This is a genomic window from Streptomyces sp. NPDC008313, assembly GCF_042956125.1.
In the GTDB taxonomy this organism is placed as follows: Bacteria; Actinomycetota; Actinomycetes; order Streptomycetales; family Streptomycetaceae; genus Streptomyces.
Window position 1 is genome coordinate 43,812 of the sequence record NZ_JBIBFR010000034.1, and the last position, 19,389, is coordinate 63,200.

At 73.4% G+C, this 19,389-nt stretch carries 12 protein-coding genes, 2 tRNA genes and 1 pseudogene; 13 read left to right on the top strand and 2 right to left on the bottom strand.

The genetic code is table 11. The features are described 5' to 3' along the window. Positions 1 to 44: 44 nt before the first annotated feature. The 3 genes from ACFY93_RS32065 (at position 45) to ACFY93_RS32075 (ending at position 3,315) form a co-directional block, all read left to right on the top strand. The gene (locus tag ACFY93_RS32065) at positions 45 to 365 is read left to right on the top strand and encodes a hypothetical protein (protein WP_391365420.1); all 321 of its coding nucleotides are present in this window, start codon (positions 45 to 47) and stop codon (positions 363 to 365) included. Between the two features lie 381 nt (positions 366 to 746). Further along, on the top strand, positions 747 to 1,304 hold the full coding sequence (locus tag ACFY93_RS32070) for a SigE family RNA polymerase sigma factor (RefSeq protein ID WP_391365421.1): 558 nt from the start codon (positions 747 to 749) through the stop codon (positions 1,302 to 1,304). Between the two features lie 367 nt (positions 1,305 to 1,671). Then, a complete protein-coding gene (locus ACFY93_RS32075) occupies positions 1,672 to 3,315 on the top strand; it encodes a long-chain-fatty-acid--CoA ligase (protein ID WP_391365434.1) in 1,644 nt (547 codons plus the stop codon). 120 nt (positions 3,316 to 3,435) lie between these two features. Here ACFY93_RS32075 and ACFY93_RS32080 read toward each other — a convergent pair whose 3' ends face one another. Together ACFY93_RS32080 and ACFY93_RS32085 are read right to left on the bottom strand one after the other, a co-directional pair. Beyond that, a complete protein-coding gene (locus ACFY93_RS32080) occupies positions 3,436 to 7,899 on the bottom strand; it encodes a PAS domain-containing protein (RefSeq protein WP_391365422.1) in 4,464 nt (1,487 codons plus the stop codon). A 327-nt stretch (positions 7,900 to 8,226) separates the two neighbouring features. After that, entirely contained in the window at positions 8,227 to 8,865 is a 639-nt protein-coding gene (locus ACFY93_RS32085; protein WP_391365423.1) for an SSI family serine proteinase inhibitor, read from the bottom strand. A 160-nt stretch (positions 8,866 to 9,025) separates the two neighbouring features. Between ACFY93_RS32085 and ACFY93_RS32090 the strand changes: the two genes are divergently transcribed. The 10 genes and pseudogenes from ACFY93_RS32090 (at position 9,026) to ACFY93_RS32135 (ending at position 19,249) form a co-directional block, all read left to right on the top strand. Then, positions 9,026 to 9,116, top strand: a tRNA-Ser gene (locus ACFY93_RS32090). A 184-nt stretch (positions 9,117 to 9,300) separates the two neighbouring features. Continuing rightward, a tRNA-Arg gene (locus ACFY93_RS32095) sits at positions 9,301 to 9,373 on the top strand. 231 nt (positions 9,374 to 9,604) lie between these two features. Continuing rightward, the gene (locus ACFY93_RS32100) at positions 9,605 to 10,153 is read left to right on the top strand and encodes a YciI family protein (RefSeq protein ID WP_391365424.1); all 549 of its coding nucleotides are present in this window, start codon (positions 9,605 to 9,607) and stop codon (positions 10,151 to 10,153) included. A gap of 107 nt (positions 10,154 to 10,260) precedes the next feature. Continuing rightward, entirely contained in the window at positions 10,261 to 11,133 is an 873-nt protein-coding gene (locus ACFY93_RS32105; protein ID WP_391365425.1) for a DUF2797 domain-containing protein, read from the top strand. A 194-nt stretch (positions 11,134 to 11,327) separates the two neighbouring features. Then, positions 11,328 to 11,741: an antibiotic biosynthesis monooxygenase gene (locus ACFY93_RS32110; protein WP_391365426.1), complete on the top strand. Its 414-nt coding sequence runs from the start codon at positions 11,328 to 11,330 to the stop codon at positions 11,739 to 11,741. A 142-nt stretch (positions 11,742 to 11,883) separates the two neighbouring features. Beyond that, entirely contained in the window at positions 11,884 to 12,795 is a 912-nt protein-coding gene (locus ACFY93_RS32115; protein WP_391365435.1) for an amidohydrolase family protein, read from the top strand. 125 nt (positions 12,796 to 12,920) lie between these two features. Further along, the gene (locus ACFY93_RS32120) at positions 12,921 to 13,661 is read left to right on the top strand and encodes a response regulator (RefSeq protein ID WP_391365427.1); all 741 of its coding nucleotides are present in this window, start codon (positions 12,921 to 12,923) and stop codon (positions 13,659 to 13,661) included. Beyond that, positions 13,658 to 15,442, top strand: a complete 1,785-nt coding sequence (locus tag ACFY93_RS32125) for an ATP-binding protein (protein WP_391365428.1) — start codon at positions 13,658 to 13,660, stop codon at positions 15,440 to 15,442. The genes ACFY93_RS32120 and ACFY93_RS32125 overlap by 4 nt, the downstream gene beginning before the upstream one ends. Before the next feature lie 14 nt (positions 15,443 to 15,456). Next, positions 15,457 to 16,949 (top strand): annotated as a pseudogene (locus tag ACFY93_RS32130) (glycosyltransferase). Further along, the gene (locus ACFY93_RS32135; protein WP_391365429.1) at positions 16,946 to 19,249 is read left to right on the top strand and encodes a glycosyltransferase family 39 protein; all 2,304 of its coding nucleotides are present in this window, start codon (positions 16,946 to 16,948) and stop codon (positions 19,247 to 19,249) included. The pseudogene ACFY93_RS32130 and the gene ACFY93_RS32135 overlap by 4 nt, the downstream one beginning before the upstream one ends. Positions 19,250 to 19,389 lie beyond the last annotated feature (140 nt).

The window sequence follows — 19,389 nt, forward strand, 5'->3', positions numbered from 1 at the left end:
GTCCCGGCCCCGGCCGGCGCGTACTCCGGCTCTGGAGGAAACACATGCCAAGCACCCGTACCGCCCGCGTCCTCGCCGCCGCCGCGGCACTGCCGTTCGCTGCCGCCGTCCTCGCGGGGGTCGCGACGGCGGACACCGGCGCTCTCCCGGACGACGGATCGAACGCGGCCGCGGCGGCCGCCGACGGAGGCGGAGGTGGAGGTGGAGGAGGTGACAACTACGGAAGCACGGCCACCACCCAGCCACAGGCGGTCGGCGCGGGAGCGTCGAGCGAGAGCAACTCGGCGCTGGTGACCGGCTCCGAGTTCACAGAGGTCGACCAGTCGCAGGGCAAGGTCACCGTCAACTTCACCAACCTCTGGTGAGCCGGGGGCCGATGCGCTCCCATCGGTCCTGATGTCACCAGGGGTGTGTTTGTGGGAATCACGCGTCCGCGCGGCGGTACTACGGTGCCGCCGCGCAGCCGTGTGGAAGGGCGCAGTCGTGCGGACGGGCGCCGTCGCGGGCCCCCGGCGCCGCCGTGCGCGCGGGAACCACCCGCGGATACCGCCGGCCCCGGCGGGGCGGCCTCCGCAGCCCGGAGCAAGCTCGCAAAACGGGTCCTCCCAGGGGGGAACCCTCAGAGGAAAGCACCTCTCGTCCACCTTCAGGAGGTGGGGTCACCCCCACTCCTACAACCTGAGGCGGACACCGCTTCGGGACCTGCGGCCGATCCGCGAGAAGTGCCCCGCTCCTAGCGTGGAGCCATGACCACACCCGTCTGCACCAGCGCTTCCCACGCCGCTACGCCGGCGGGGCCGACCCTTTCGTACCCGTCGTTCTCGTCGTACGTGAAGGCCCGCCAGCCGGTGCTGCTGCGCACCGCCCGGTCGCTGACCGCGAACCCGAGCGACGCCGAGGACCTGCTGCAGACCGCGCTCACGAAGACGTACGTCGCGTGGGAGCGCATCGAGGACCACCGGGCCCTCGACGGCTACGTACGGCGGGCGCTGCTGAACACGCGGACCTCGCAGTGGCGCAAGCGCAAGGTCGACGAGTTCGCCTGCGAGGAGCTGCCGGAGCCGGAGGGGCTGCCCGCGGGGGATCCCGCCGAGCAGCAGGCTCTGCACGACGCCATGTGGCGCGCGATCATGAAGCTGCCGACGCGGCAACGGGCCATGGTCGTCCTGCGGTACTACGAGGACCTGAGCGAGGTGCAGACCGCCGAGGTGCTCGGCGTCTCGGTCGGGACCGTGAAGTCGGCGGTGTCACGGGCACTGGGCAAGCTGCGCGAGGACCCCGAGCTCAGCCCGTCCCGGCGGTGACGTCGAGCTGAGCCCGTCCCGGCGGTGACGTCGAGACGAGGGCGGCCGCATGACGGCCGCGAGCCCGGCCGCGAGCCGATCCGCACCCGCCGCGCCGATGACGCTCCGTGGCGTGGACTCGTGCCGAGCCGAGCTGAGCCGAGCCGAGCCCTGCGGAGCCGGGCCGGTCCGGCCCGTGGTGATCTGGTTCACCCTGGTGGGGCGCGGGGCGGAGTGGGGGCGGCCGATGGAGTGTCTCCTGATCGATCATTCCGGGGAGTAGTGACATACCGCTTGGTATGTGCGCAGAATCAGCGCAACCCTTACCCACGCGTAGGCAGTCACGCGTAGGCAATGTCGCCCCCGGGAGGACGCCGTGCTGAGCACGATGCAGGACGTACCGCTGCTGATCTCCAGGATCCTGACCCACGGGTCGGCCATCCACGGCACATCGCAGGTCATCACCTGGACCGGCGAGGAGGAACCGCAGCGCCGTTCCTTCGCCGAGATCGGCACCCGTGCGGCCCAGCTCGCGCACGCGCTCCGCACGGACCTCGGTATCGAGGGCGACGACCGTGTGGCGACCCTGATGTGGAACAACGCGGACCACGTCGAGGCCTACTTCGCGATCCCCTCCATGGGCGCCGTCCTGCACACCCTCAACCTCCGGCTCCCCGCGGAGCAGCTGGTGTGGATCGTCAACCACGCCGCCGACCGCGTCATCATCGCCAACGGCTCGCTCCTCCCCCTGCTGGCACCGCTGCTCCCTCAGCTCCCCACGGTCGAGCACATCGTCGTGTCGGGCCCCGGCGACCGCTCGCTGCTCGCCTCGGCGACCGCCCAGGTGCACGAGTACGAGGAGCTGATCGCCGGCAAGCCGACCGCCTACGACTGGCCCGAGCTGGACGAACGCCAGGCCGCGGCCATGTGCTACACCTCCGGGACGACCGGCGACCCCAAGGGTGTCATCTACTCCCACCGCTCGATCTACCTGCACTCCATGCAGGTCAACATGACCCAGTCCATGGGCCTGACCGACCAGGACACGACCCTCGTCGTCGTCCCGCAGTTCCACGTCAACGCGTGGGGCCTGCCCCACGCGACCTTCATGACCGGCGTGAACATGCTGATGCCGGACCGCTTCCTGCAGCCCGCGCCGCTCGCCGAGATGATCGAGGGCGAGCGTCCGACGCACGCCGCCGCCGTCCCCACCATCTGGCAGGGCCTCCTCGCGGAGCTCACGGCCAAGCCGAGGGACGTCACCTCTCTCACCCAGGTCACCATCGGCGGCTCGGCCTGCCCGCCCTCGCTGATGGAGGCCTTCGACCGCCTGGGCATGCGTGTGTGCCACGCCTGGGGCATGACCGAGACCTCGCCGCTCGGTACGGTCGCCCGGCCCCCGGCCCACGCCGTCGGCACCGACGAGGAGTTCGCGTACCGCCTGACGCAGGGCCGTTTCCCGGCCGGAGTCGAGGCCCGGCTCACCGGCCCCGGCGGCGAACGGCTCCCCTGGGACGGCGAGTCCGCGGGAGAGCTGGAGGTGCGCGGCCCCTGGATCGCGGGCGCGTACTACGGCGGCCAGGGAACGGAGCCGCTGCGCCCCGCCGACAAGTTCAGCGACGACGGCTGGCTCAAGACCGGTGACGTCGGAACGATCAGCGCCGACGGCTTCCTGACCCTCACCGACCGTGCGAAGGACGTCATCAAGTCCGGCGGCGAGTGGATCTCCTCCGTCGACCTGGAGAACGCCCTGATGTCCCACCCGGATGTCGCCGAGGCCGCCGTCGTCGCCGTCCCCGACGACAAGTGGGGCGAGCGGCCCCTCGCCACCGTCGTCCTCAAGGAAGGCTCCACCGCCGACTTCACGATGCTCCGCGCCTTCCTCGCCGACGAGGGCAGGATCGCCAAGTGGCAGCTCCCCGAGCGCTGGACGATCATCGAGTCCGTGCCGAAGACGAGCGTCGGCAAGTTCGACAAGAAGGTGCTGCGCAGGCAGTACGCGGCGGGTGACCTGGACGTCACCCAGCTCTGACGGTGGCGGAGCGCCGGTGCGGCCGATCGCCCGCTACGGCTGACTCCCACCCCATGGACCGGGGCGGTGTTTCAGTGAAACACCGCCCCGATCCATGCCCCGATCCATGTCCGTGCGGGATCAGTTCGTACCGATGCGGGCCAGCAGGTCCACGATCCGGCCCTGCACCTCGTCGCTGGTCGAGCGCTCCGCGAGGAAGAGGACCGTCTCCCCGGCGGCCAGGCGCGGGAGTTCGGACGGATCGACGGCCGCGGTGTAGACGACCAGCGGGGTGCGGTTCAACTGGCCGTTGGCGCGCAGCCAGTCGACGATCCCGGCGCGACGGCGCCGTACCTGCATCAGGTCCATGACGACGAGGTTCGGGCGCAGCTGCGAGGCCAACGTCACCGCGTCCGCGTCGCTCGCGGCCCGCGCGACCTGCATTCCCCGCCGTTCCAGCGTCGCGGTCAGCGCCAGCGCGATCTCCGCGTGCTCCTCGATGAGCAGAACCCTCGGCGGGTGCTGTTCCGAGTCACGGGGAGCCAGCGCCTTCAGCAGGACGGCGGGGTCGGCGCCGTACGCGGCCTCACGCGTCGCCTGGCCGAGCCCGGCCGTCACGAGGACCGGCACCTCGGCGGCCACGGCGGCCTGCCGCAGCGACTGGAGCGCCGTGCGCGTGATCGGGCCGGTCAGCGGGTCGACGAACAGCGCTGCGGGGAACGCGGCGATCTGCGCGTCGACCTCCTCGCGCGAGTGCACGATGACCGGCCGGTACCCGCGGTCGCTGAGCGCCTGCTGGGTCGTCACGTCCGGCGCGGGCCACACCAGCAGCCGACGCGGGTTGTCCAGCGGCTCCGGAGGCAACTCGTCGTCCAGAGGCTGCGGCTGGGGCCGGTCGGCGACCTCGACTGCGCCGCCCGGGCCGTCCAGCGGCTCGGGTCCCTCGGCCGCGTCCCGGTCCGGTGCTCCTATGGCGTACGAGCGTCCGGCGCCGTCGGCCGGTCCCGCCGGCCTGGACGGGGCGGCCGTGCCCTGTCCCGCCTGCGGATGGGAGCGGGCCTCGGTCTCCGTCGGCTCGGGCGCGTCGGAACGGGTGCCCAGCTTGCGACGCCGGCCGGAGCCGTTGGTCTGGTGCGGCGGAGGCGTGGGGGACTGGGACGGTACCGGGGCGGACCCCGGCGCCTGTGCCACCGGCGGCTGAGGGGCTGGCAGGGGGGTGGCGCCCGGCGGCACGGGCTGGTGCTGCGCCACCTGACGGCCGAAGGGGACGCCCTGGCCGAGCGTCCGCACACTGATCGCCCGGCCCTGCGTCGAGTGGGGGTCGACCGGTGCCGTGGACTCCGCGGGCAGAGGCTGAGCCGCCCGCGGCTGGGCGGTCTGCGGCTGGGCGGCCTGCTCGGGCGGCAGGGGCGTACCGGAGGACGGAGTCGGGGTCGTCGAGGACGCGGGCGCCACAGGCCGATCCGCGACACCTGGACCCGCGGCACCCGGGCCCGCGGCACCCGGGCCCGCGGCACCCGGGCCCGCGGCACCCGGGCCCGCGGCACCCGGGCCCGCGGCACCCGGACCCGCGGTGGCCGGTGTTCCGGGTACGGAGACGCCGGTGCCGGAGGTGTCGCCGGCGTGGGGCCACGACTGGGACTGAGGCTGAGGATGCGCCCCCGGCTGCGTCGCCGAAGGCTGCGGTGCTGGTGCTGGTGCTGGTGCCGGCGCCTGAGGCTGCGGCTGTCCGGTGACGGGGACACCGCCCGCCGGGGTGGCCGACGCGGAGGCCGCCTGCACGGGAAGCGGCTGGGCGGACGCGGTCCCGTTCGGGGCCGTCGGCGCCGGGACCTCCTGAGCCGCTGCTCCCGGAAGACCCGCCGCCCGCACTCCCTGGGCAGGCGTTTCCGCCGTGGCCGGCTGGGCCTGAGCCGGGCGGGCGCGGCGCCGGCCCGTCGGGGCGGACGCCGGGTGCGGCTGCGGCGGGGTGTGGTCCTCGGCGGGGTCGTGGGTCATCACGTCGTGACGGCCGTCGTCGGCCTGGACGTGACCGGCCCCGCCGGCCTGCGGCGCCACATGCGCGTGCTGCTGGGCCTGGGCCTGGGCCTGTGTCGGTTCGGGAGCCCGGTCGGCGTCGGCGGGCGGCAGCGCGAAGACCGTACGGGCGCCCGCCTCCTGGGCCGCGGCCCGTTCGGCCGCGGCGGCCAGCGCACGGCGACGGCGTCCGGTCGGCTGCGCGCCCGCCTCACCCGGGGCACCGGACGGGTCGGCGGAGCCGGGGACGTCCGTGTCCGGAACCCCTTGGCCGGCCGGGGCCGAGGGCAGCGCGGGCGGCAGCGCCTGCGGCCGTTCGTCCCGCCGGGCCCGCCGTCCCGTGGGGGCGGGCACACCCTGCGGAGGCACCGTCCCACCGAGTCCGCTCGCCACGGCGGCGGTGCGCACGCCGTGCTCGCCGGCCATGACGACGGCGCCCTCGGAGACACCCGAGTCGGTGGCAGCGGCCCCTCCCGGAGCACCGGATCCGCCCGAACCGGCGTCACCGGCCCCTCCGTCACCCGGCTTCTCGACGGGGCTCGGCCGTCCACGGCGCCGGCCGGTGCCGCCGGAGGCCGCGCCGTCACCGGCGCCGTCCGGTCCCTGCGCCGGGCCCGTGCCCTGGGCGGGGATGGTCACCTCGCCCGTCGCGGGCTCCTGGGCCGCACGGCGCCGCCGCCGGCCCGTGGGCGGCGTGGCGCCGCCCACGTCGGCGACCGGGGCCGGCGCACCGGTCTCCACCGGCGCCGCACTCTCCGCGCCGACACCGCTGTCCAGGAACGCGTCCACGGAGGAACGCCGGGCGCGACGCCGTCCGCCGCCCTCGCGCGGGGGCTGTTCGGCCAGGGCGACCTCGGCGCCGACCGGCTCCGCACCCGGCACGGGCGCCACCGGGACCGCGGGGGGCTGCGACGCGGCGACCGCGCCGGCCCCGCCGCCCAGGGGCACCTCGAGGACGTACGCGTTGCCGCTCATCCCGGGCACCTCGTGCGTCTGCAGCACACCTCCGTGCGCGCGCACGATGCCGCGGACGATCGGCTCGTGCACCGGGTCGCCACCGGCGTACGGCCCGCGCACCTCGATGCGGGCGACCTCGCCGCGCTGCGCCGCGGCCACCACGACCGTGTTGTCCATGTAGCCGCCGGCCGAGACCGGGGCATTGCCGGTGGCGTCCACGCCCGCGACGTCCGCGACGAGATGGGCGAGCGCGGAGGCGAGCCGCTGGGCGTCGACCTCGGCCTCGATGGGCGGAGCGTGCACCGCGAACTGGACGCGGCCGGGGCCGATCAGCTCGACCGCCCCGTCGACACCGGCCGCGACGACCGCGTCGAGCATGACCTTCGTACGGACGATGCCTTCGCCGCCGGAGTCGATCCGCTGGAACTCCAGCACGCTGTCGATGAGCGTGGTGATCCGCGAGTAGCCGGCCGAGAGGTGGTGCAGCACCTGGTTGGCCTCGGGCCAGAGCTGGCCGGCGTCGTCCGCGGCGAGCTTGCCGAGTTCGGCGCGCAACTGGTCGAGGGGGCCGCGGAGGGACTGTCCGAGGACGGCGAGCAGCTGCTCCTGCCGCGCGGCCAGGGCCTCGTACCGGTCCTTCTCGCGCTCGCCGAGTGCCGCGTAGCGCTCGTCGCCCGCGGCGAGTTCCTCCTCGTGGCGCTCGGCCAGCTCGGCCAGCTCGGCCGCGTGGCGTTCGCGGAGTGCCTCGACCTCCTCGGCGTGCTCGGCAGCGAGCCGCGCCAGCTCCTCCTGGTGCTGCTTCTCCTCGGTGCTCTTCTCCTCAGCGAGCGTGTCGTAGGGCCGCCGGTCGGTGAAGGTCATCACGGCACCGACGAGCTGGTCCCCGTCCCGCACGGGTGCGGTCGTCAGGTCGACCGGCACCTTGGCGCCGCTCTTGGACCACAGCACCTGTCCGCGCACCCGGTGCTTGCGCCCGGAGCGGAGGGTGTCGGCGAGCGGTGACTCCTCGAACGGGAACGGCTCCCCGTCGTCGCGGGAGTGCAGCATCAGCGGGTGCAGTTCCCGCCCGCCCAGGTCGCTGGCCCGGTAACCGAGGATCTGGGCGGCGGCCGGATTGACGAGGACGATCCTGCCGTCGGTGTCCGTGCCCACGACGCCTTCGGACGCGGCCCGCAGGATCATCTCGGTCTGCCGTTGCGAGCGCGCGAGTTCGGCCTCGGTGTCGACGGCGCCCGAAAGGTCCCGAACGACGAGCATGAGCAGCTCGTCCCCGGTGTAGCCGTAACTGTCGTAGGCCTGCTGACCGTTCTCCAGATTCGCACTGGTGACTTCGACGGGGAATTCGCCGCCGTCGGTCCGCCGTGCCGTCATCCGGGTCGGTTTGGTCCGCCCGTTCGGGTCGATCGTCTCGGGCCGCCGCATGGACCCCGGGATGAGCCGGGAGTCGAACTCGGGCAGCAGATCGAGGAGCCCCCGCCCCACCAGAGCCGTGCCCGGGGCCTCGAAGGCCTCCAGGGCGATCGCGTTCGCGTTGACGACCGTGCCGTTGGCGTTGACCAGCACCAAGGCATCGGGCAGCGCGTCCAGTATGGCTGCGAGGCGAGCAGCGCCTCGGGATGGCCTGCTGCTCACGAGACGCTTCCTCCCTGTTACCGCACCTTGCCGACCGCGGAGGCCATCTTGCCAACCAGCCCGCGGCGTGTCACGCGAGGGAGTCTACGGGCAGTGGTTGCGCCCGCGATGGCGGATGAGAGGGAGGTCGCACGCAGAAGACACGCAGAAGCTGTGACTGCGCACGTCGCCCCGCCGAACCCCCGCCCGCTCCCCGCCGAACCCGTGACGTGACTGTGATGTCACCGTGCGCGGCCGCGCGTGGCCGGTCCCCCTCCCGACGGACGGCGGCCGGCCCGGCCGAGTCCCCGGTGGGGGCGTCCCCGAGCGGGGCATACGCGCGGCGGGCTACGGGCGAGTGGAGGGGAGGAGGGGGACGAGGGCGTCCCAGCGTGCCATCTGGCATCCGTCGCCGCGGTCGAACCGGGCGTCGACCGGACGTCCCGCCCATGTGCCGGTGACGTGCGCGGTGGCCGGACCGCCGTACTGCATCGTGCAGAGGGTCTCCGGCGGGACGGGGGCGAAGGGGTCCTTGCCCCACGTGGTGCTCTCGTCGAGCCTGTCGCAGGCCTCGTGGACACGGGGGTGATCGCCCGACCTGGGATGGCAGCGCAGCACGTACGTCCCGTCCCTGCCGTCACCCGCACCGTCGACGGTCACGGTCAGACGGTCACCGGCGTCCTCGTCCCTGACCGGCGGAGGCACCAGCGCCCGCGAAACCGTGCCGGCGTACGCGGCCGGGGACACCGCGGGCAGAACGATGACCGCGCCAAGGGCCGCGACGGCGGCGCCCGCGACCCGCCACAGACCGCGACGGCCGCCGTCGGCGTGGCCGGCGCCGTCGGCGGGGCCGGCGTGGTCGGGGTGGCAGACGGGGCCGAGGCGGTGGCCGGGGCCGGGGCGGTCCGGGCCGGAAGGGCGCGTGCGGCGACTGGCGTTGCGCGGCCCGGACTCGCCCGGACGGCCTTGCGGCGATCGCTGTGTCATGGCCTGACTAACGCCGCACGCGCGACGCGGTTGCGCGCCCGCGTGGGGGCTTTGCCGTGTGGCCTTCCCGCCTAGTACCGTGGGGGGCGATTGGTGACACCCCGCTCGGCTGTGTCATCATCTGCAACGCACCACTCGCGCTCGCGCGGGAGGTTGTGCTGGAGGCGTCGCCTAGTCCGGTCTATGGCGCCGCACTGCTAATGCGGTTTGGGCCTTAAAGCCCATCGAGGGTTCAAATCCCTCCGCCTCCGCACCAAGATCCGAAGCCCCGGTCCCTGTGGACCGGGGCTTCGGCGTTACCCCCGCAGCAGCACGTTTCGCAGGTCACAAGGGGTGGGACAAACGGATTTCACATGGCGGCGGCAGTCATGTAATGTTCTTCCTGTCGCCGCGAGCGGGCCGAAAAAGCCGGTGAGCGAGACAAAAACAGAACAAGCACTCGTAGCTTAACGGATAGAGCATCTGACTACGGATCAGAAGGTTGCAGGTTCGAATCCTGCCGAGTGCACACAGGTGAGAGGCCCCGGGAGATCATCCCGGGGCCTCTCGCGTTGCCCGTACAGCGGCGAAGTGCGGCGGCGAAGTGCAGCGGCGAAGTGCAGCAGTGACGTACGGCAACCGTCTCAGCCGGGGCCGCTCCTCGCGTCGGACAGCTCGCCGGGCCGCTCCGCTGGGCGCAGCGCCGCCGGGCCGTTCACCAGGGGGCCGTACGTCTCCCGTATGGGTGAAGACTGTGGGTATGGAGTTTCTTTGCTATCACCGTGACCGGCCGGGCTCCGGGGGGTTGCGCGCGGAGCTGGGCGAGGCGCACTGGGCCTACATGGACCGGTACGAGGCGGAGCTGATCGCCCGTGGTCCGACCTTCGCCGCCGACGGCGACACACCGACCGGTAGCGTGCACATCGTCGACCTGCCGGATGCCGCCGCCGCCCGCGCGTTCGCCTTCGACGAGCCCAACTACCAAGCCGGTGTGTACCGGGACGTGCTGTTGCGCCGTTGGCGCAACACGCTGGGGCGCACCATGTGGGAGTTCCCCGGTGGGCGGACCGGCGGCAACCGGTACCTGGTGCTCGGCCTCGGCTCGGGGGAGCCCGCCGACCTCGGCGTGCCGTCCGACCGGGACGGACTGATCGCGTACGGGCCGCTGTTGTCCGACGACGGCACCGCCTGGCTGGGTACGGCGGCACTCGTCCGGGCGCCGGACCCGGACGCGGCTCGCGCGGTCCTGACCCCGGGCCGGTACGCCGCCATCGAGGTCCACGACTGGGAGTTCGGTGGACGGCGGTAGTACGGGATGGAAGGCGGGCCCGGACGGGCAGCGGTGGTGAGGCGCGGGACGGCCGGCTCCTTCCGGTCCTCGGCCGGCTGTCGGTGGGGGCGCCTACGCTTCCGGTGATGGCTGAGGCACGGGGCTGGAGATGCGCGGGGCTGCGCTGGTCGGAGAACGGTCCCGTGTGGATGTGGGACGGGGGACGCAGCAGCCCGCTGGCCCGGGGGCAGCGGGTGGCGTTCGCGGTCGCGCCGGAAGGACGGCGGACGTGCGTGGGGGCGCGCGGGCACGCCTGCCCCGTACGGGCCTCGGTCACCGGGCGGAGTACGGGGGCGCGGTGCGAGGAGTGCGCGCGGCTGGACCGGGCCCACTCCGTCGCCGCCGACACCCTGGCCGACGATCCGCGGCCCTACCGGGTCTATCTCGCCTGGTTCGGGCCTGGGATGGTGAAGGTCGGCATCACCGGTGCCGCGCGCGGTCCGGCGCGGCTGCTGGAGCAGGGCGCCGTCGTCTTCAGCTGGCTCGGCCAGGGCCCGCTGATGGCGGCCCGACGGGCGGAGGAGCTGCTGAGGACCGCGCTCAAGGTGCCCGACCGCATTCCGTACGCCACGAAGCGGGCGGTGCGCTCGGCGTTGCCGGGGGCCGCCGAGCGGAGGGCCGAGATCGCGGAGCTGCACGCGCGGGTGGCGGAGCTCGACGGCTGGCCGGAGACGCTCGACCGCGCCCCCTTCCACGCGGTCGACCACACCGGGGTGTTCGGGCTGGAGGGCCTGCCGGCCGCCGTCGGCGCGGTCCGCGAACTCGTCCCCGGCGGGGCGGTCAGCGGGGAGCTGCTCGCCGCCGCCGGACCCGATCTGCATCTGTCGACCGGGCGCGGCGTCGTCGTGCTGGACACCCGGCTGCTCACCGGCTGGGAGCTGACCGCGGCGGACGGGGACTCCGTCACCGTCCCGGTGACGGAGTCCGAGGACGCGGGGACGCAGGACGGGCTCTTCTGAGGGCTTGCCGGGGCGGTGGGCGCGCGCGGCTCCGAGGGCGGCGGGCGGTGGGCGCTCGGCCCCGTGTCCGGCCCGACCCGGTCCTCGGCCCGGGTCCCCCGGTACGCGGTACTCGGTCAAGACGTCGATCCCTTGGGGACACCGTTCGGAAAGGCGCTGGACGGGGCCGGGTCCCTCGTCCGAGAGTGGCGGCCATGAGCGATGACCGCACAGCACCTGTCGCCCCCGTCACCCCTGTCGCCCCCGTCATCCCGGCCGCCTCCGGTGCGCCCGTCGTACCCGTCGCGCCCTTCGAGCCTCCGTACTACGCCGTCGTCTTCACCTCCGTGCACGGCGAGGACGACGAGGGGTACGGCGAGACCGCGGACCGGATAGAGGAGCTGGTGAAGGAGGTCCCCGGGTATCTCGGGATGGATCACGCGGGTACGCCCGGCGGGCTGTCCATCACCGTCGGCTATTTCCGGGACGCCGACGCCCTCACGGAGTGGCGGGCCAACGCCGAGCACCGGGCGGCCCAGCGGCGCGGCCGCGCCCAGTGGTACGAGCGCTACACGCTCCACGTCGCCAAGGTCGAGCGCAGCCACGCGTACGAGCGTGACCGTGGCTGACGGGACGGACGGCACGGACGGCACGGACGGCGTGGACGGCGTGGACGAGGCAGCCGACGCACCGGATGCGGCCGACGCACCGGATGCGGCCGGCGCAGCCGAGGAGGCGGCGCACGTCCGGAAGTTCTGGCAGGGGCTCGGGCTGCCCGGGCTCGTGGACGTGCACACGCACTTCATGCCCGAGCGCGTGCTGCGCAAGGTGTGGAGTTACTTCGACGCGCTCGGGCCGTTGACGGGCGGGGTCGAGTGGCCCATCAGCTACCGCGCGGAGGAGAGCGTACGGCTCGCGGTGATCCGGGACTTCGGCGTGCGTGCCTTCACGTCGATGCTCTATCCGCACAAGGCGGGCATGGCGCAGTGGCTCAACGCGTGGTCCGTCGGCTTCGCCCGGCGGACCCCCGACTGTCTGCACACGGCGACCCTGTTCCCCGAGCCGGGGGTCGAGGCGTACGTGCGGGAGGCCGTCGAGGCGGGCGCGCGGGTGTTCAAGGCGCACGTGCAGGTCGGCGCGTACGATCCGGCCGACCCGCTCCTCGACCCCGCCTGGGGAGTCCTCGCCGACGCCGGGGTCCCCGTCGTGACCCACTGCGGATCCGGCCCCGCGCCCGGCAAGCACACCGGGCCGGAACCGATGGCCAGGGTGCTCGCCCGGCACCCCCGGCTGCGGCTGATCGTCGCGCACATGGGGATGCCGGAGTACGAGGACTTCCTGACGCTCGCCGAACGGTACGGCGAGGTGCGGCTGGACACGACGATGGCGTTCACCGACTTCAGCGAACGGCTGGCCCCGTTCCCCCGCGAGGCGCTGGCGCGGCTGGCCGGGCTGGGCGACCGGGTCCTGCTCGGCACGGACTTCCCGAACATCCCGTACCGCTACCTCCACCAGCTTCAGGCGCTGGAGCGGCTCGGTCTCGGGGACGCCTGGCTGCGGGCCGTCTGCTACGAGAACGGGGCCCGGCTGTTCGAACTCCCGGACACGCGGCAGCTCCCGCATTCAGGACAGCTTCCGGACACGCGGCAGCCCCCGGAGGCCGGACAGCTTCCGGACGTGTGACGGCCACCGGCGGCCACGGCGTCCACGGCGTGCACAGGCGCCCCTGAGAGGCGCCTGTGCGTTTCTCAGGGAAATCACAGGTTGGGGAAAGGAGCTTCTCAGTGGCGCCCAGCACGCTCTGAAGCATGACCACGACCTCGCCCCAGGGGCGCACCGAACTGCTGAGGCCGGACGGGAGCCCCGTCCGCGTGCTGGTGGTGGACGACGAGCTGTCGATCACCGAACTCCTGTCCATGGCCCTGCGGTACGAGGGCTGGCAGATCCGCAGCGCGGGTGACGGGACCGGGGCGGTGCAGACCGCCCGTGAGTTCCGGCCCGACGCCGTGGTGCTGGACATGATGCTGCCGGACATGGACGGACTGACCGTCCTGGGGCGGCTGCGGCGCGAACTGCCCGACGTGCCCGTCCTCTTCCTCACCGCGAAGGACGCCGTCGAGGACCGGATCGCGGGGCTGACGGCGGGCGGCGACGACTACGTCACCAAGCCGTTCAGTCTGGAGGAGGTCGTGGCGCGGCTGCGCGGCCTCATCCGCCGTTCCGGCGCCGCCGACCACCGCAGCGACTCCGTCCTGGTCGTCGGCGACCTGGCCCTCGACGAGGACAGCCACGAGGTGTCCCGCGGAGGCGACAACATCCACCTCACCGCGACCGAGTTCGAACTGCTGCGCTTCCTCATGCGCAACCCGCGCCGCGTGCTGAGCAAGGCCCAGATACTCGACCGGGTCTGGTCCTACGACTTCGGAGGCCAGGCCAACGTCGTCGAGCTCTACATCTCCTATCTGCGCCGGAAGATCGACGCCGGCCGGGAGCCGATGATCCACACCCGGCGCGGCGCCGGCTATCTGATCAAGCCCGCCGCGTCATGAGCCGGCGGCGACGGCCGCGTCAGCAGGGGCGGCGCGGGAGTCCCTCCGCTCGAACGAGGTCGGGAACGGGGAAGGGACAGCCGCGCACCCTGCGGACGCGGCTCGTCGTCGCCTCGGTGTCGCTGATCGCGGTGGTCTGCACGGTGATCGGCACCGTGACGACGGTGGCGCTGCACTCCCATCTGTACGAGCAGCTGGACGGCCAGCTCAAGGAGATCGCGGCGCGGGCGTCCGGCTCGTTCCTGCCGCCCAGCGGCCCGAGGTCCGGGACGGCCCCCGGTCAGCAAGGCACAGGTCAGGAGGGCACCGGTCAGCAAGGCACCGGCTCGCAGAGTTCCGGCAAGCAGACGGCCGACGGGCAGGCGGCTGACAAGCAGGCGGCTGACGAGCAGGCGGCCGGCGGGCAGGGCGGTGACGAACCGCAGGGACACGAGACCGACCTCACCGAGTTCGTCGTGCACGGTCCGCAGCCGCCCGGCACGATCGCCGCCCGGCTGGGCAAGGGCACGGTCGTCGACGCCAAGGTCGGCGAGAAGGTCAAGGACGACAACAACGTCCCGCAGATGGAGGTGAAGTCGCTGAGCGCCGCCCAGCGCGCGGCGCTCGCCTCCGTGCCGCGGGACGGCCGCAAGCACACCGTGGAGGTTTCCGGCCTCGGCGACTACCGCGTCACGTACGCCAGCGGCGCCAACGGGAGCTACTACGTCGCCATTCCGACCCAGGACGCCGACAACACGATCCGCACGCTGATCCTCGTCGAGGTCAGCATCACCGCGGCCGGTCTCGTCGCGGCCGGCATCGCCGGATGGGTCCTCGTCAGCGTCGCCACGCGCCCCCTCCGCAGGGTCGCCGCGACCGCCACCCGGGTCGCCGAACTGCCCCTGCACACGGGCGAGGTGACCCTGGAGGAACGCGTCCCGGAGGCAGAGACCGATCCCCACACCGAGGTCGGCCGGGTCGGCGCCGCGCTCAACCGGATGCTCGACCACGTCCACGGCGCCCTGCACGCCCGCCAGCGGAGCGAGACCCGGGTACGGCGGTTCGTCGCGGACGCCAGTCACGAGCTGCGCACCCCGCTCGCCTCGATCCGCGGCTATGCCGAGCTGACCAGACGCGGACGGGAACAGGTCGGCCCCGACACCCGGCACGCGCTCGGCCGGATCGAGTCGGAGGCCGGACGCATGACCCTGCTGGTCGAGGACCTGCTCCTGCTCGCCCGGCTCGACGCGGGCCGGCCGCTGCGGTTCGAGCAGACCGACCTGGTACCGCTGGTCGTGGACACCGTCAGCGACGCCCGGGCCGCCGGACGCGACCACGTGTGGCGCCTGGAGCTGCCGGACGAGCCGGCGCTGGTCTCCGCGGACGCGGCCCGGCTGCAACAGGTCCTGGTCAACCTGCTGGCCAACGCCCGCACCCACACCCCGCCCGGCTCGACCGTCACCGCGCGCGTGCGGCACCGGGGACCCTGGCTGTGCGTGGACGTCGAGGACGACGGCCAGGGCATCCCGGCCGAACTGCTGCCGCACGTGTTCGAACGATTCGCGCGCGGCGACTCCGCCCGCTCCCGCGCCACCGGCTCCACCGGGCTCGGCCTCGCCATCGTGCAGGCCGTCGTGGCGGCGCACGACGGTGCCGTGACCGTCGACAGCGTGCCCGGCCGCACCGTGTTCACGGTGCGCCTCCCGGCGCTCACCCAGCCCGCGCCGGCCCTCGGGACGGACCGGCGAGCGCACTCACAGGCACACCACAGCGCCACCACATGGGTGCGACAGGGGGTCTGACGAGAGTCGGTCCCATGCGAACCGACTCTTCTCCCGGCAACCTGCCGGCGCGGGAGCACCTCCCGGCCGGAAACGCCGGTACGCCTGTCCTGGACGTAGTGATCCCCGTCTACAACGAGGAGAAGGACCTCGAGCCCTGTGTGCGCAGACTCCACGCCCACCTGACACGGACCTTCCCGTACGCGTTCCGCATCACGATCGCGGACAACGCGTCCACGGACAGCACACCGCTGGTGGCCGCGGGGCTGGAGTCGGACCTCGCGGAGGTCATGTCCTTCCGCCTCGAACAGAAGGGACGCGGCCGGGCGCTGCGCACCGTGTGGGCCGCGTCGGACGCCCCCGTCCTCGCCTACATGGATGTGGACCTCTCCACCGGCCTCAACGCCCTGCTGCCGCTGGTGGCCCCGCTGATCTCGGGTCATTCGGATCTGGCGATCGGCTCGCGGCTGTCCCGCTCGTCGCGCGTGGTGCGCGGCGCCAAGCGGGAGTTCATCAGCCGTTCGTACAACCTGATCCTGCGGGGCTCCCTGCACGCCCGCTTCTCCGACGCGCAGTGCGGCTTCAAGGCGATCCGCCGTGACGTCGCCCAGGTGCTGCTGCCGCTCGTCGAGGACACCGGCTGGTTCTTCGACACGGAGATGCTGGTCCTCGCCGAGCGGGCCGGACTGCGGTCCACGAGGTGCCGGTCGACTGGGTCGACGACCCGGACTCGACGGTGCACATCGCCAGGACCGCGACCGACGACCTGAAGGGTGTCTGGCGGGTGGGCCGGGCCCTCGCCACGGGCTCGCTGCCGCTGGACCGGCTCGCACGGCCGTTCGGCGACGATCCGCGCGACCGTGAGCTGACCGACGTGCCGCGCGGCCTCGCCCGCCAGCTGGTCGGCTTCTGCGCGGTGGGCGCGCTGTCCACGCTGGCCTACCTGCTGCTGTACTCCGGCTTCCGTACGTTGTCGGGGCCGCAGACCGCCAACGCGCTGGCGCTGCTCGTCTCCGCGGTCGGCAACACCGCGGCGAACCGGCGCCTCACGTTCGGCGTACGGGGCCGCGACCGCGCCGTCCGTCACCAGGCGCAGGGGCTGGCGGTGTTCGGCATCGGACTCGTCCTCACCAGTGGCTCGCTCGCCGCCCTGAACGCGGCGGCGGACGACCCCGGGCACTCCACGGAACTGGCGGTGCTGATCGCGGCGAACCTCGCGGCGACCGTCCTGCGGTTCCTGCTCTTCCGGGCGTGGGTCTTCCCGGACCGGCGCGACGAGGCCCCTTCCCCTGTCGCCGCCTCCCGCGTGCCGGCCCCCGCCGGGAACGGTCGTCCGGTCCACGCCCCGCAGGCTCAGCCCCCTGTCCCGCACACCCGGGCCCACGTCCCGGACGCATCGGCCTCACCCACCCGCACGGCGTCCACACACCCGACGGCATCCCCGTACCCGGCATCCCCGTACGACACCGCGACCACGCAGCTGCAGGCAGTGCGCCCGCACGATCACGATCCGAGGAACGCACGATGACGACCCATTCCGATCCGACCCACCAGACGGGCCAGTCCGGTCCGGGGGGCGCGAGTCCCGCCTGGGGGCCACCGGGCCCGGAGGCCACGAGCGTGCCGGCCCCCGGCTCCGGCCCCACCGCGCCCGGGGCGGGACCCGCCCCCGGCACGGCACCGGCATCCGGCATGACCCCCGCCTCCGGCGAGCCCCGGCGGTCGCTCCCCGCCCGCGTCCTGCGTGGGCAGCCCGAGGACCCGCGCTGGGCACGCCCCGCGCTGCTGGCGCTGCTCCTCGCGACCGGACTGCTCTACCTCTACGACCTCAGCTCCTCCGGGTACGCCAACTCCTTCTACTCCGCGGCAGTCCAGGCCGGCAGCCAGAGCTGGAAGGCCTTCTTCTTCGGCTCGCTCGACTCGGCGAACGCCATCACCGTCGACAAGCCGCCCGCCTCGCTGTGGCCGATGGCCCTGTCGGTGCGGGTCTTCGGCCTCGACTCGTGGGCGATCCTCGTCCCCGAGGTGCTGATGGCCGTCGCCACGGTCGGCGTCCTGTACGCGGCGGTGCGCCGACGGTTCAGCCCCGCGGCGGGTCTGATCGCGGGCGCGGTCCTCGCGCTCACACCCGTCGCCGCGTTGATGTTCCGCTTCAACAACCCGGACGCGATGCTCGCGCTGCTGATGACCGTCACGGTCTACTGCGTCGTCCGCGCCCTGGAACACGGTGCCACCAAGTGGCTGGTGTGGGCGGGCGCCGCGGTCGGACTCGCCTTCCTGGTGAAGACGCTGCAGGCTTTCCTGATCCTTCCGCCGCTCGCGGTCCTGTACGCGGTGTGCGCGCCGGTGAGGCCGTTGAGGCGGCTGGGGCAGCTCGCCCTGTCAGGTCTGGTGATGGTCGTCGCGGGTGGCTGGTGGGTGGCGATCGTCGAGCTGTGGCCCGCCTCCTCGCGGCCCTACATCGGCGGTTCGCAGAACAACTCCTTCCTTGAACTGACGTTCGGCTACAACGGACTCGGCCGCATCAACGGCGACGAGACCGGGAGCGTGGGAGGCGGCGGGGGCCCCGGCGGGGGCGGCACGGGCCAGTGGGGCGAGACCGGCTGGAACCGGATGTTCAACTCGGAGATCGGCGGCCAGATCTCCTGGCTGCTGCCGGCCGCGCTGATCCTGCTGGCCGCGGGCCTGGTGCTGACCCGGAAGGCGAAGCGGACGGACCTGGTCCGTGGCGCGTTCCTCGCCTGGGGCGGGGCGCTGCTGATGACGGGGCTGGTCTTCAGCTTCATGGCCGGCATCTTCCACCAGTACTACACGGTCGCTCTGGCCCCTTACATCGCCGCCCTGGTCGGCATGGGCGCCACGGTGCTCTGGGAGGAACGCGGCCGGGTGTGGGCGTCCCTGGCCCTCGCCGCCTCGGTCACCGCGACGGCGGCCTGGGGATACGTCCTCCTGAACCGCACACCCGACTACCTGCCCTGGCTGAAGTGGTGCGTCCTCGTCGGCGGTCTGACCGCCGCGCTGGGCCTCGTCTTCGCGTCCGGGCTGGGGCGGCGACTGGCCCTGGCGGCGGCCGGGCTCGGCTTCGCGGCCTGTCTGGCGGGCCCGGCCGCGTACACGCTGAGCACGCTGGACACCGGGCACTCAGGTTCCATCGTGACGGCGGGCCCTTCCGGCGCGAGCACGATGGGCGGCCGGGGCGGCGGTCCCGGCGGAGGCGGCGGTCCGGCGGGCGGCGGCTTCCCCGGCGGCGGCCAGAACCAGCAGGGCGGCGGCATGGGCGGGCCCCCCACCGGCAATGGCACCGGCAATGGCACCGGCAACGGCGGCTTCCCGGGCGGCGGTCGGCCGGGCCAGCAGGGTCAGAACGGCCAGCAGGGTCAGAACGGCCGGCAGGGCGTGCCCGGTGCGGCGGCCGGTGAAGGCGGCGCGGCCGGTGGTGCCGGCGGTGGCGTGGGCGGCCTGCTCAACGGCGCGTCCGTCGACGCCGAGGCCAAGAAGCTCCTGGAGTCGGACGCCGGGGACTACACGTGGGTCGCCGCGGCCATCGGCTCCCAGAACGCCGCGAGCTACCAGCTCTTCACCGGCGACCCGGTGATGGCGATCGGCGGCTTCAACGGCAGCGACCCGTCCCCGACCCTGGCCCAGTTCAAGGAGTACGTGGCGGACGGGAGGATCCACTACTTCATCGCGGGCGGCATGGGTGGCGGGGGCGGCGACGCCGGTTCGTCCTCGTCGATCAGTTCGTGGGTGACGTCCCACTTCAAAAAGGTGACGGCAGGCTCCGCCACGTTCTACGACCTCACCCGGTCGACGAGCGGCAAGAGCTGACGCGAGGCACAAGTCGAACGAGTGGCGAGAACCGATACCGCGGAGCGTGCGGGGAGGGGGGGCCCGGGCCCCCCCCCCCGGCCCCCCCCCCCCCCCCCCCCGGGGGGGGGGCGGCCCCCCCCGGAAAACCGACAAAGATA